Annotated in this window: 10 protein-coding genes; 6 read left to right on the top strand and 4 right to left on the bottom strand. The window is 61.3% G+C overall.

All coding sequences use genetic code 11. The annotated features are described in order from the left end of the window. Positions 1–14 precede the first annotated feature (14 nt). A complete protein-coding gene (hrcA, locus tag ACXAH0_RS14555; RefSeq protein WP_475181960.1) occupies positions 15–1064 on the bottom strand; it encodes a heat-inducible transcriptional repressor HrcA in 1050 nt (349 codons plus the stop codon). A 202-nt stretch (positions 1065–1266) separates the two neighbouring features. On the opposite strand from hrcA, the gene rph reads away from it, so the two are divergent. From rph to ACXAH0_RS14525, 6 genes are all read left to right on the top strand, one after another. Beyond that, the gene (gene rph, locus ACXAH0_RS14550; RefSeq protein WP_475181955.1) at positions 1267–1980 is read left to right on the top strand and encodes a ribonuclease PH; all 714 of its coding nucleotides are present in this window, start codon (positions 1267–1269) and stop codon (positions 1978–1980) included. Between the two features lie 84 nt (positions 1981–2064). Beyond that, a complete protein-coding gene (rdgB, locus tag ACXAH0_RS14545; RefSeq protein WP_475181949.1) occupies positions 2065–2712 on the top strand; it encodes an RdgB/HAM1 family non-canonical purine NTP pyrophosphatase in 648 nt (215 codons plus the stop codon). After that, positions 2709–3872 carry a radical SAM family heme chaperone HemW gene (gene hemW, locus ACXAH0_RS14540; RefSeq protein ID WP_475181944.1) on the top strand — a complete coding sequence of 388 codons (1164 nt, stop codon included), beginning with the start codon at positions 2709–2711 and terminating at the stop codon, positions 3870–3872. Before rdgB ends, hemW begins: the two co-directional genes overlap by 4 nt. Before the next feature lie 319 nt (positions 3873–4191). Beyond that, entirely contained in the window at positions 4192–5799 is a 1608-nt protein-coding gene (gene phaZ / locus ACXAH0_RS14535; protein ID WP_475192467.1) for a polyhydroxyalkanoate depolymerase, read from the top strand. A gap of 323 nt (positions 5800–6122) precedes the next feature. Next, the gene (locus tag ACXAH0_RS14530; RefSeq protein ID WP_475181941.1) at positions 6123–6548 is read left to right on the top strand and encodes a DUF2852 domain-containing protein; all 426 of its coding nucleotides are present in this window, start codon (positions 6123–6125) and stop codon (positions 6546–6548) included. 243 nt (positions 6549–6791) lie between these two features. Then, positions 6792–7529 carry a M48 family metallopeptidase gene (locus ACXAH0_RS14525; protein ID WP_475192364.1) on the top strand — a complete coding sequence of 246 codons (738 nt, stop codon included), beginning with the start codon at positions 6792–6794 and terminating at the stop codon, positions 7527–7529. A gap of 113 nt (positions 7530–7642) precedes the next feature. Here the strand turns inward: ACXAH0_RS14525 and ACXAH0_RS14520 are convergent, their stop codons facing one another. The 3 genes from ACXAH0_RS14520 to ACXAH0_RS14510 form a co-directional block, all read right to left on the bottom strand. Beyond that, positions 7643–9925 (bottom strand): transglycosylase domain-containing protein, encoded by a 2283-nt coding sequence (locus ACXAH0_RS14520; protein WP_475192363.1) that lies wholly within the window; start codon positions 9923–9925, stop codon positions 7643–7645. Positions 9926–10256: 331 nt separating this feature from the next. Beyond that, positions 10257–11189, bottom strand: a complete 933-nt coding sequence (olsB, locus tag ACXAH0_RS14515; RefSeq protein WP_475192360.1) for a l-ornithine N(alpha)-acyltransferase — start codon at positions 11187–11189, stop codon at positions 10257–10259. A gap of 313 nt (positions 11190–11502) precedes the next feature. Beyond that, positions 11503–13881, bottom strand: coding sequence for a hybrid sensor histidine kinase/response regulator (locus tag ACXAH0_RS14510; RefSeq protein WP_475192358.1), 2379 nt, complete (start codon positions 13879–13881; stop codon positions 11503–11505). Between the last annotated feature and the right edge of the window lie 178 nt (positions 13882–14059).

The raw sequence follows: 14059 nt of genomic DNA, 5'->3' as shown, positions 1-14059 counted from the left end.
GAAACGGAAGGGGGTTATTTCAAGATGCGGCTGACAAGGCGGGCCGTGTAGTCGACCATGGGAATGACCCGCGCATAATTCAGGCGCGTGGGGCCGATCACGCCGAGCACGCCGACAATGCGCTGGTTGCTGTCCCTGTAGGGCGAGACGACAAGGGACGAGCCGGACAGGGAAAAAAGATTGTTCTCAGAGCCGATGAAGATCCGCACCCCGTCGCCCTTTTCCGCAAGGCCGAGAAGCTGGATCAGATCCTTCTTGTTTTCCAGATCGTCAAAAAGAAGCCGGATGCGCTCCAGATCCTCTGCTGCGTCCAGGTCGGTCAGCAGGTTGGACCGGCCCCGCACGATCAGGGTGCCCGGGTCGGTGGCCGTGTCGCCGCTCCACACGGCCAGACCCGCATCAATTACCTTCTGGCTGAGCTGGTCGAGTTCGGCCTGGTCCGCATCGCGCACCCGCTCCAGCTCTGTACGGATGTCTGAAAGCGTCCGGCCCTGGATCTGGGCGTTGAGATAGTTGCTGGCTTCTACCAGGGCGGAAGACGGCAGGTTGGCCGGAAGGTCGACAACCCGGTTTTCCACGGACCCGTCTTCGCTCACCAGAATGACCAGCGCCTTTTGCGGTTCAATGCGCACGAATTCGACATGTTTCAGCCGGGTATCGGATTTGTGGGTCAGCACGACCCCCGCGCCCATGGACAGCCCCGAGAGCATCTGGCTGGCCTCTGTCAGCACCTGTTCGCTTGAGGTGGCTTCCTGGGAGGCGCGCACCTGAACGTCGATCTGGCGGCGCTCGTCTTCGGTCAGGTCGCCCACTTCCAGCAGGGCGTCGACAAAAAACCGCAGCCCGACCTCCGTCGGCAGCCGGCCTGCGCTGGTATGGGGCGAGTGCAGCAGGCCAAGATGTTCCAGATCGGACATCACATTGCGCACGGAAGCCGGCGACAGGGACATGGACAGGGAACGCGAGACATTGCGGGAGCCGACCGGCTCGCCGGTCTCCAGATAGCTTTCCACGATGGAGCGGAAAATCTCGCGGGATCTCTTGTCGAGGTCGCTGAGGCTCAAAGGGCGTTCTCCGTATGACTGACCATGTTTTGCACCGGGTTTTGGCGCTGATACCCAAGATATAGGCGCAAAATGGGTCCGGCGTGAAGCAGGCCCTTTACCTTGCACGAAAATGAGGTCTACAAGGCGCACGGGATTTGAAGGAAACAGCGGTGTTGCACTGGACTGTTCCGTTTCATGGCGAAAGTCGAAAGGAAGTTTCATGCGTCCGTCTAAACGCGCAGCTGACGAGCTCAGGGCTGTGACCCTTGAGCGGGGAGTATCCAAACATGCGGAAGGATCGTGCCTGGTCAAGTTCGGCGACACCCATGTCCTGTGCACCGCCAGCCTGGAAGAGCGGGTGCCGCCCTGGCTCCGCGGTCAGAACCGTGGTTGGGTGACGGCGGAATACGGCATGCTGCCGCGGGCAACCGGTGAGCGCATGCGCCGTGAGGCCAGCGCAGGCAAACAGTCCGGCCGGACCCAGGAAATCCAGCGTCTGATCGGCCGGTCCCTGCGGGCGGTTGTTGATCTGCAAGCGCTGGGCGAAGTGCAGATCTCCGTAGACTGCGATGTGATCCAGGCCGATGGTGGCACCCGGACGGCCGCCATTACCGGCGCCTGGGTGGCCTTGCGCGACTGCGTGGAATGGATGCGTTCCCGGGACATGGTGTCTGGTACGGTTCTCAAAGACCATATTGCCGCCATTTCCTGCGGCATTCATGAGGGCAGCCCGGTGCTGGATCTGGACTATGCGGAAGACAGCACGGCGGAAACGGACGCCAATTTCGTGATGACCGGATCGGGCGGCATTGTCGAAATTCAGGGCACGGCAGAGGGCGCGCCCTTCTCCGAGGACGAATTCAACCAGCTTCTGGGACTGGCCAAGGCAGGGATCACCCGTCTGGTCGATCTTCAGAAAATGGCCATTCTCTAAATCAGTGTGCCGGTCTCCCGCTGGTGAGGCCCGCCAAGAGGGGGCTGGCTTGACCAGGTTGAGCCGGCCCGGGAACATAGCATCATGAGCCACCGCAAACTCATCCCCGGCAAACTCGTTGTTGCCAGCCACAACAAGGGCAAGATCCGGGAAATCAATGAACTCCTGGGGCCATACGGGTTCGAGGTGGTCTCTGCCGGGGATCTGGACCTGCCGGAACCGGTTGAGGACGGGCTTACATTTGAGGACAATGCTGCGATCAAGGCTGAGGCGGCAGCAGAGGCGTCCGGCCTCCCTTCGCTCGCCGATGACAGCGGGTTCTGCGTTGAAGCGCTGAAGGGAGATCCGGGCATTTATTCCGCGCGTTGGGCGGGGCCGGACAAGGATTTTGCCATGGCCATGCGCACCATTGAGGAAAAGCTGCAGACGCTTGAAGGCGGCGCACCCGGCAACCGCAGGGGCTCCTTTGTAGCAGTGCTGTGCCTTGCCTGGCCCGATGGCCACAAGGAGTTTTTCCGGGGCGAGGTTGCAGGCGACCTTGTGTGGCCGCCGCGTGGCAGCCAGGGCTTTGGATATGATCCCATGTTCAGACCGGACGGGCATACGCGCACCTTTGGCGAAATGACGTCAGAGGAAAAACATGGCCTGGAAGCCGGAGCAGAGCCGCTGTCCCACCGCGCCCGTGCATTCACGGCCTTTGCTCGAGGCTGCCTGGAGGGGGCGACACGGTGACCGGTCAAGAGGCGGCAGAAGGCGGTTTCGGCGTTTATATCCACTGGCCGTTCTGCGCGGCCAAATGCCCGTATTGCGACTTCAATTCCCATGTCCGCCACCAGCCGGTCGACCAGGAGCGGTTCGCGGACGCTCTTGTCCGGGAAATGACCTATCTTGCCGGGCTGACGGGCCCAAAAACCGTCCAGTCCGTGTTTCTGGGTGGTGGGACCCCGTCGCTCATGGACCCGGCGACAGTGGAACGGGTGCTGGTGGCGGTCTCCGATTGCTGGAGCATGGACGAGAAGATCGAGATCACGCTGGAAGCCAATCCGACCTCTGTCGAGGCGACCCGCTTCAAGGGGTACCGGGCGGCCGGCGTGAACCGGGTTTCCCTCGGGGTGCAGTCCCTCCATGATCAGGATCTGAAGCTTCTGGGCCGCCTGCATGATGCAGCTACCGCGCGTGCGGCCATTGAAACCGCCCGGGCCACCTTCCCGCGCCTGTCCTTTGATCTGATCTATGCCCGGCCCGACCAGACTCTTGGCGCGTGGGAGGCGGAGCTGAAAGACGCTATTTCGCTCGCGGCCGATCACCTGTCCCTCTACCAGTTGACCATTGAGCCGGGAACGCCCTTCTTCGCGCTGCATCAGGCGGGCAAGCTGAAGACCCCGGAACCGGAACTGGGGGCCGATTTTTACGGGCTGACCCAGGATATTGCGGCAGAGGCGGGCTTGCCTGCCTATGAAGTGTCGAACCATGCCCGGCCCGGCGCCGAATGCAGGCACAATCTGGTCTATTGGCGCTATGGCGACTATGCCGGTGTGGGCCCGGGAGCCCATGGACGCCTGACGGTGGGGGCGAACCGGCTGGCAACATCCACGGAATCCCACCCGGAAACCTGGCTGGAAACGGTCGAAAACCATGGCCATGGGCTGGTGGAACAGGCGGGCCTGAATGAAGAGGAGCAGGGGGATGAATACCTGCTCATGGGCTTGCGCTTGACCGAAGGCATTGATCTGAAGCGCTATGAAGCGTTTGCGCACAGAGCCATTGATCCAATGCGATTGAAAGCGCTTCTGGAACACGGCATGGTGGAAGAAATCGGGGAAAACCGGGTCCGGGCGACGCCGGACGGATTTTTTGTGCTCGACGCGGTGGTCGCCGATCTGGCAGCCTGACCGTCGCGATTTGCCCATACGGCACATAAATCTACCAAGTTGATTTAAATACCCAATCTGCCTTTTGCGCTGCAAAGCGTTTCGGTGCCGAAGCAAGTTTGCCAATAGCACAGACCATTTACAGGTCTTGCAGCGTAGCAAATAGCAGTATTGCCGCAGGCTGCCTGCCTAGCTATTGTGCTGCAATGCAATAGATGGTGCCATAACAAGCGGGCCGCGACAAAAGATGTTCAATTTCATCAATGAGGCGCGCGGCTTCGCAAACAAAGGAGACGCGCCTTTGCCATTTTATCATCTGTACGAGCTGAACCATGCTGCCATGGCACCGCTGCGCGCGGTCGCCGACATGACCCGGCTCTGCTTTCAAAATCCGCTCAATCCCTGGACCCATACCAGCTATGGCCGCCAGGTGGCGGCTGGCTGCGAGGTGCTGGAACGCACGACCCGGCGCTACGGAAAACCCGAATTTGGCCTGCGCGAAACCACGGTGGGCGGTGTGCGGGTGCCCGTGCGCGAAGACATTGTCTGGAGCCGGCCCTTTTGCGATCTGATCCGTTTTGAGCGGGGCACCGCAACCCACCGCAACGATCCCAAGGTGCTGATCGTCGCGCCGATGTCCGGCCACTACGCGACCTTGCTGCGCGGAACGGTGGAAGCGCTGCTGCCCAACGCGGATGTCTACATCACCGACTGGATCGATGCGCGCATGGTACCGGTCCAGGACGGCAAGTTCGATCTGGACGACTATATCGACTACATCATTTCCATGCTCCATTTCCTGGGGCCGGATTCCCATGTGCTCGGCGTGTGCCAGCCGTCGGTTCCGGTTCTTGCGGCAACGGCGGTGATGGAAGCCCGGGAAGACCCATATGTCCCGGCGACCATGACGCTGATGGGTGGTCCGATCGATACCCGCGTTGCCCCGACAGCAGTGAATGATCTGGCAGTTTCCAAGGGCATCGACTGGTTCAAGAACAACGTCATCATGAAAGTGCCGTTCCCGCATCCGGGGTTCATGCGCGATGTCTATCCGGGCTTTTTGCAGCTGTCCGGTTTCATGAGCATGAATCTGGACCGCCATGTCACGGCGCATCGGGATTTCTTCCAGCATCTGGTCGCCGGAGACGGAGACAGTGCGGAAAAACACCGGGATTTTTATGATGAATATCTGGCCGTCATGGACCTGACGGCCGAATTCTACCTGCAGACTGTGGAATCCGTATTCATCGATCATTCCCTGCCCAAGGGCAAGATGGAGCATAACGGCACGCCGATCGATTGCACTCAGATCAAACGCACGGCGCTGCTGACGGTGGAAGGCGAGAAGGACGATATCACCGGCCGGGGCCAGACACGGGCGGCCCATGACCTGTGCACCAGCCTGCCGGACGACATGAAGGCCCATTACGAGCAGCCCAATGTGGGCCATTATGGCGTTTTCAACGGCTCCCGCTGGCGGTCAGAAATTGCTCCGCGTGTGATGGACTTCATCCGCAGTCACCGGCCGGGTGTCTCCCGGCGCCCTGCTGCAGCAAAGAAAACCTCTACCCAGGCAAAAGTGGTCGCAGCCGTCAAATCCGCCGCTAAAGCGGTGACGAAACCGGCCGCCAAATCCAAAACCGAAGCCAAGCCGGTGGCCAAGACCGGAACGGTCTCTGCCAGGAAACCTGCCAGGAAACCCGGGCCGCTGGCAGACATCCTGCTGGCCAAGCCCGATGGGGCGGCGGACGACCTGAAAGCGATCAGCGGTGTCGGGCCGAAGCTGGAAACGGCTTTGAATGAGGCCGGTATTTTCCATTACTGGCAGATTGCCGGGCTCACCGGCGACCAAATCGAGGCGCTGGACAGCAAACTCGACTTCCGGGGCCGCATTGCGCGGGACAACTGGATCGAGCAGGCCCGCCAGCTCTCGGAAGCTGTCAGTTGACAAGAGATGGATCGGGCACCGGGGCCGGGGCGATGCCGGACGGTGCCCGCAACCGGGGTGTTGCACGGTCAAAAGCTGGTTTGACCCTGTCCCGCGCAGGCAAATGAATTTTTCTTCATTTTCTTTTCGTTGAATTCCTGCGCCGGTTCTACTTTCCGAAGCGGCGGATTCCGTAAACAAAGCCAAAGAGTTGTCATTCCTTTAGACAATGCGCTTTCTGGGGCGCGTGTCTAGTCTACCGATGCGACGCGCATCACAAATCCTTGAAGCGGCGGCGGGCAATGCCCACCTTTTTGGGGTGGATGTCTTTAATGGATAGGACGATGACGACGACCAAAAGTTGCATGATCAAACCTGCCTGGACGCCTGCGACCATCGGCCTGATGGTGCTGGGGTTCGTGGTGTTCTGGCCGCTTGGCCTCGCCATGCTCGCCTATATCTTGTGGGGTGACCGGTTCGAGGCCATGGCCCGCGATGCAAGAGATCACTGGCGGGGCAGCCCGCTGAAGGGAGCTTTCGACCAGATGTCAAACACACCTGCCTATGCACGGACCGGAAACGTGGCATTCGACGATTACCGTGAGCGTGAGCTGAAACGACTGGAAGAAGAGCGCGCGAAGCTGGACGCGATGCGGGCGGATTTCGACGAATTTCTGCGGGAGTTGCACCGGGCCCGCGACCAGGAAGAATTCGACCGCTTCATGGCCAAACGGGGCCGTTCAACTGGCGGCGAGGCGCCCGCCTCCTGAAACGGATTGTCCTGGACCCGTCTGCGGACGGCCTGACCGAAGGCGGCGCCCAAAGCGCCGCTTTCGTCATTTTCATTCCTTAAAAATAGTGTTTGGGCTCCCGATCCCGGAGCGCCATGTTCCTGTGGGGAAACCGGTTTGTCTTTTGCGTTAACGTTTCTGATGTCAGGCAGCGAAAGGCAAAACCCATGAAACGCGATTTGCTTTAAACTCCCTGCAAGTGATTCGACCGGACCCCTGACCATGCGCCTGCGCCGCACGCCTTCCAAGCTGCCGGACCATATCGAGATTGAAACGGAGACGGCGGCTGTGCGCATCCGTCTGCGGGCCAATCCCAGAGCACAGCGCTATCTGCTCCGTCTGCCGGCAGACCGGTCCGGCCCCGTTCTAACGGTGCCCAAGGGTGGCGATCTCTCCCGCGCCGAACGGTTTGCCCGCCAGCATATCGACTGGCTGATCGACCGGCTGCAGGACCGGCCGGACCATGTGGCGTTCCGCGCCGGGGACATCGTTCCTCTGCGCGGGCAAGAGCATGTCATCGTTCCAACCGGCACACTGCGCGGGCTGGTCACGGTGGGCCGGGCGGAAGACGGAATGCCGGCCCTGCTGGTGCCCGGCGCAGACGATCATATTCCGCGCAAGGCGATATCCTGGCTGAAGGAAGAGGCGCGGCGGGACTTGACGGAGCGGGCCCATCATCACGCCAGGGTCCTGGGCAAGAAAATCGCCGCCATTAGCATCCGCGACACCAAAAGCCGCTGGGGCTCCTGTGCCTCCAATGGCAGGCTATCCTTTTCCTGGCGCCTGATCCTGGCCCCGCCCGATATTCTGGACTATGTGGCCGCCCATGAGGTTGCCCATTTGCAGGAAATGAACCATTCAAGCCGGTTCTGGCGCCTGTGCGAACATCTTGCGCCGCAAACCCCGCGGGCCCGCGTCTGGCTTAAGGAAAACGGTCTTCACCTGCACGGCTACGGCTAATACCACATGCCAAAACCCGGTCGGATGGGTCCTTGTCAAGTGAGTTTGGATCCACGGGCCTAGCCTACTGAGTTCGCAGGTCACCGGCTTTTATAACGCGCGACAGGGGGGCGCTACCCGCCGCCGAAAATATTGCGCAGGAGATTGAGCGGGCCGCGCCGTTCGCCATCGCCGCCTTCGCCGCCAATTGGAGCGGGTGGGATTGGCGCACTGCCGGAACTGACAGTGGCTGGCCGCTGGGTCCGGGGTTTGCGCGGCGCGGCAATCGTGGCCGGAAGGTTTGGAACGCCGGGTAGATCGGCCACCGGCAGGCCTTTGTGATCCGAATCCATCACGGCTTTCCAGGTGGCAGCTGGCAGGCTGCCGCCGGTTGCCTTGCGGGTCGGCGAATTGTCGTCATTGCCGAACCAGACCGCTGTGGTCAGATTGCCCGTATAGCCGATGAACCAGGCATCGCGGAAATCCTGTGTGGTGCCGGTCTTGCCGCCTGCTGGCCGCCCGCTGTCAAGACGGGCCTTGTGGCCCGTACCGGTGAGCAGGGTTTCGGCCATCATCCGGTTCATGTCCGCGACTTGCTGGCGCTGGATCACCCGGCCCCGGCCGTCGCCGGATCTGGAATAAAGGGTTTTGCCGTCAACGGTGCGGATCCGGCGGATGATATGCGGCAGGACCCCATAGCCGCCATTGGAAAAGGGCACATAGGCCGACGCGATTTCCAGCGGCGAGACTTCCGATGTGCCCAGGGCCAGCGACAGGTTCGCCTTCAGGGGCGAGGTGATGCCAAGCCGCTTGGCTGTGCTGGCGATGGTTCCGGGTCCGACCTGGTTGGCCAGTTGCGCGGCAATGGTGTTCAGGGACAGGCTGAGCGCCCGGGTGAGGGAGACCGGCCCGTAATATTGCTTGGTGTAGTTCTTCGGCGACCATTTGCCGATGGTGGTCGGCTGATCCTGACGGATGGTGTCCGGCGTCATACCGTTTTCCAGAGCCGACAGATAGACAAAGGGTTTGAAAGCTGAGCCAGGCTGGCGCTTGGCATAGGCTGCCCGGTTGTACTGGCTTCTGGCATAGTCGGCACCGCCGACCATGGCCTTGATCGCCCCGGCCGTATCCAGCGTGACAATCGCACCCTGAGACACCCTGAGGGTCTTGCCGTTTTCCTTAAGCGCAGCGCGCAGGGCTGTTTCGGCGGACTGCTGCATGGCCGGATCGATGGTCGTGTCGACCACAATGTCCTTTTCGATTGAGCCGACAAAATGCGGCAGCACGTCCATCACGTAGTCGGCCACATAGTTCTCGCTTGCTGACGTGTAGCGGCGGACCACCTTGGCCGGAGCGGCCAGGGCGTTTTTGGCTTCATCTGCAGTAATGTAGCCCTCGTCATGCATGGCAGCCAGTACGAGCTGCGCCCGGTCCTCGGCCAGATCCGGATTGCGCGCAGGGGAATAGCGGGAGGGGGCTTTCAACAGACCGGCGATGGTCGCAGCTTCCGCGATCGTCAATAGGCGCGCCGACTTGCCGAAATAGCGCCGGGCGGCGGCATCCACCCCATAGGCACCGGAGCCGAGATAGACCCGGTTCAGATACATTTCGAGGATCTCGTCCTTGGAATATTCCGCTTCCAGCCAGAAGGCGAGCACCAGTTCCTGGATCTTGCGCTTCACGGTGCGGTCCGGTTCCAGAAACAGATTCTTGGCCAGCTGCTGGGTCAGGGTCGAGCCGCCCTGGGACACACGCCCGGCAGTCAGGTTGGTGTAGACGGCCCGCAGCAGGCCCACCGGGTCGACGCCGAAATGGGAGCGGTAGCGGCGGTCCTCAATGGCAATGACCGCATTGGGCAGATAGGGGGGCAGCTGTTCCAGCCGTACCGCCTCGCCGCCCGTGTCGCCGCGGTTGGCAATCAGATCTCCGTTTCCAGCCACAATTTTCACATTGGGGGGCCGGGCCGGCACTTGCCACTCGGAGGTCGGCGGCAGATAGGCGGCATAGTAGCCGACTACGCAGACCACGGCGATCACGCCCCAGATGCCAAGAACCGCGCTCCAGTAAAGACTGCGCTTGAACAGCCTGCCGACCACCGGGGGAATGCGCAAACGGAAGCCGCGCACACTGCTGCGCCGCTTTGCTCCGGACCGACTGCCCCGGCCTTTGCTCTGCCGGGGTTTTGTGCCCCGGGATCTGCCGGTTGCGGCTTTCGGTTTGGAGGGTTTTCCCGTCTTTTTGGCTGGTGCTTTCTTGCGGGTGCGGGCGCCGGCAGTCTTGCGTTTGGGTTTGGCACCGGATTTGGAGGCGGGTGCAGTTGGGCGGTCCTGCGGCCCAAGGCGCAGGTCAAGCAGAGTGCTGTCCGTTTCCCCGAAGGTCGGCTCAATCCGTGCCTGGCGTTTCGCCCGAGGCGCCATCGCTCATTCGTCCCGTCATCATGTCCGGTTGAAAACCGGTCCCCGGTGATGAAGATAGAATGCGGCAATTTAAGGGGGCGTTAAGGCTTCGCCCTTCCCGTGCAATTCCATAGTGCCAGATTCCGGCGGGCAGATCCGTCGCTTTGCTGATGGCAGTTTTTACGAGCCACCTGAATCTGAAGCTCGTCTCATTTCCCGGCACGCTCCGAACGAACTTCAGAGTAAAGAAGGTGACCAGCAAACCTATGTTTCTAATGAGGTTTTCGGAACTGAAATACGCGACGGCGCGCGTTGCAAAAATCAGGCGTATTTCAAGTCCACCACACCGGCATCAGCTTGCGTAACGGCTTGCGTCGGCGCCGTAGTAATTCACGTAGCGGGTGTTGAGTTCGCTGACCGGCATGATGATGAGAATGTCGGTGGTTCCGAACTGGTGGTCGATCACCGCGCCGTCGCCGATAAAGGCCCCGAGCCGCAGGTAGCCCTTGACCAGAGGCGGCAGGGCGCGCAGGGCGGCTTTCTGGTTGATGTCTTCAGAGGCGAGGCGGTTCATTTCCACATAGCGGTCCTGAACGGCCCGTGCACGCCATTCTTCTGGCGCGCGTGAGGCGTGATGCAGGAAGGAGAGCTGCTCTGCCAGTGCATCGGGCTGGGTGCCTTCAATGGAAGCACACCCAAGCATGACGTCGATCTTGTGCCGCAGCACATAGGACCAGATGCCGTGCCACAGCAGTTCAACCGTTTTTTTGTTGCGGTAGGGCTTGAGCACGCAGGACCGGCCCAGTTCCATAAACCGCTTGCCCGGATTGGCATCGATCAGGCGCTGGATATCATATTCGGCAGAGGTGTAGAAGCCGCCATGGCGATCGGCAATCTCCTGGCGCAGCACCCGGTAGGTGCCGACGATCTGCGGTTTCAACCGGCCCAGTTTGTTGCGTTTCAAGGATGCGTGATCCACGACAAGAAGATGGTCGCAATAGGTGTCAAACGGGTCCGCATCGCGCCGGGTTGCCTGGGTATGGGCATCGGCAATGGCGGACATTTCTTCATAAAAGACCTGATAGCGCAGCCGTTGCGCCTTTTTCACTTCCTTGAAATTGCGCGCCAGACGCACTTCCAGCGAGCCGATGCGGCCGAGCGTCTCGCCCGGTGTGTGGACTGGCGCTCCCGGGCGCATATGCGTTGAGGCCGCAGCGTCAGCGCGCAGAGCTGGCGAAAATTTGCGCACCAGTTTCTTCGGAGAAAAAAGTCCTTCACGCATCATGGACAGTCTACCCTCTTGCATTCCTTCAGCGGCACGTGGTCCGTTTCACAGCTTGCAAGCTGTTTCACGTGTCTTTTTACGTTCGCCGGTACAGGATCTCCGGCGCGGGCCCACATGCTTTAAACGCGTCCTAGAACACATCTTTCCTACAGCTGGATGACAGCCGGGTTGATTTCCGGATATCCCATCGCGGAAGTGTATATGAGCATTGGATAAGTGAAAACTGGAACATTGCCGCAGTCAGACCAAACCCCGGCCCCAGACCCGGATCTGCTCCGGCCGTGGTGGCCCTCAGGTTCAAAAGCAAGATCCTTTAGCGGGCGATGCTGTCGAGGGCCGCTGAAATGGCGTCCGCGGACAGGGGCTTGGTCAGATATCCGGCAGCCCCCATCTCTACGGCCTTGTCGCGGGCATCCTGCATCACATCGGCAGTGACGATCAGCACCGGTACGGGAGGACGCCCATGGGCCATCTCTTCTTCGCGGATCTTGCGGATCGCTTCAAACCCGTCGAGACCGGGCATGTGCAGGTCCATCAAGATGGCATCAAAGCCGCCGGAGGACGCCTCTGCGACCGCTGCCTCCCCATCGACCACCATCACCGGTACATGGCCGAGCTTGCGCAGCATGGCTTCGCTGAGCAGCCGGTTGATATCGTTGTCTTCAGCCACAAGCAGGCGCAGAGGCCGGGCGGGCGCCGCAGGGCGGCGCGCGGACGCTTCCGTGCTGACAGGATCGGCTCCGGCCTCCCAGGCATGGTCCTGGGCGGAGCCACTCAAGAGGCCGGAAAACACCTGAACCAGGGTCTCGATCCGCACTGGGCGGATCAGATAGGCGGCATAGCCGGCCGAGCGCAGATCCGCGAGCCGGTCCCGTTCGCCCGGTGAAATCAGCACTATGGCGGGAACCGGGCACCCGGCCAGCCGGGCGGAGGCCAGCCAGCCGCCGCTGTCCGACAGGGCCGCATTGTCGACCACCAGAAGATCTGCGCCCGCAAGCGCCTTTTCCAGGGTCGGGCTGCCGGGCACTTGAATGGAAACATCCGCCCGGTGGCGCTCCAGACGCCTGGCCAGCAGCGGGCATTCGATCCGGCTGTTGGTGACAAAGACGATGCTGCGGCCCGAAAGAGCCGCCAGACGCGGATCTTCGCTTTCGTTCAGGACTTCGGGAATAGGCAGGGTGACCCGGAAATGACCGCCGCCCTCTGCGCCGGGCCGGGCGGTGATCTGGCCGCCCATCAGCCGGACCAGACGCTGGGCAATGGCCAGCCCCAGTCCGGTGCCGCCGAATTTGCGCGCCGGGCCGTGATCCACCTGTTCGAATTCCTTGAACAACCGTTCCGCCTCGGCCTCGTCAAAACCGATGCCGGTATCACGCACATCAATGGCCAGAAAACTGCCGCCCACGGGATTGGGCTGGCCGGTCAGTTCAACTGCCACGCCGCCCTCATCTGTAAATTTGATCCCATTGCCGATCAGGTTGAACAGGATCTGACGAACCCGGGTTGCATCCAGGGTCAGCTCTTCGGGCAGGCACGGGTCCAGCATCATGCCAATTTCCAAGCCCTTGGCATGGGCTTTCGGGGCCAGCAGCTCCACCACATGTTCTGCCAGCGCCCCGGCTTTCACTGGCGCCAGCTGAATGTCCAGCTTGCCCGCCTCCACCTTGGAAAAGTCGAGCACCTCGTCAATCAGGAGAAGCAGGGTCTCTCCGGAGGTTTCCAGCGCATCGATATAGGCGCCCTGCTCCTTGGTCACGCGAGTGTCCTTCAGCAGAGAGGCCATGCCCAGAATGCCGTTCAGGGGGGTGCGGATCTCATGGCTGACCGTGGCCAGAAAGCGGGATTTGGCTTCATTCGAGGTTTCGGCCGAATGCCGGGCAGCCAGAAGCTCTTCTTCGATCAGCCGCCGGTCGGTCACGTCCCGCAGTACCGTCTGGACCAGTTGCCGGTCCGACCCGGTGTCGCGCACGGGCACGTCAATGCGGGAAAACCACCGCGGCCCGGCCGCCGTTTGAATGTGAAGGTCCTGAAACCCTCTGGCCGAAGGGCTGGCGGGATGCGGCGTGTTGCCCTGGTCCTGAGGCAAATCCCCGGCGACCAGCGGCAGATGCAGGGGTCTGCCCGGGGTAAGGTCATGGGTCTGACCGAAGATGTTTTCGGCGGCAGAATTGACATAGGTGATCAGGCCATCCGTGTCTCTGCGCACCACAACATCGCCAAGGGTCGCCAGAATGCTGGCATGCCGTTCGTCGGATTCGCCAAGCTCCCAGGCCCGGTCTTCCAGCTCCTCGCAACGGCTGGTCAGGCGGCGGATTTTCCGGTCCTTGACCAGAAGGGCTTCCTGCGCCTGCTGCATTTCATCCGCCATCAGCCGCCAGACGGCAAGCCCGCCGGCAAAAAACACAAGACCGAGGCCAAGAAAGCGGTTTAGGCCGTCCAAGGTCACCAGAAACAGGGCAGCGGCAAGCGCAATCAACAGCCCGGCGGTGGCCACATGCTGAAGACGCTTGGCGGCCTTGGAAACGGGCCGGTCCGTGACCCTGCGGCCGCGATCTGCAAGAAATGCGGCGTCCGCGTCAGAAATCCGGGCGTCGACCGGGGCTGTTTCCAGCCGCTCCTGCCGCCAACCGGTTTCGCGTTCGTCCCCTTCGGGATCAGGGCCGTAGGCTTGCTCTCCGCTTCGATTGGACATGACTGCTCTCTAATCACCTGTTTGGCGTGAGAGTGCCGCTTAAACTTTTAGAAACCGTTTCACACAAAAAAAGCCATGTGTCCCGGACAGGGACGCAAGGCCAAAAGGTGTTGACCCGCGGCACGGACAAACAAGCGCCGGGGCGAATTTGACCGGGTCAGATGTCAGGAGACCGGGA

The sequence above is a fragment of the Roseibium sp. AWQ4_290 genome (assembly GCF_056160985.1).
Note: the sequence above shows the minus strand (reverse complement) of the source record. Positions and strands in the feature narration are given on the sequence as shown.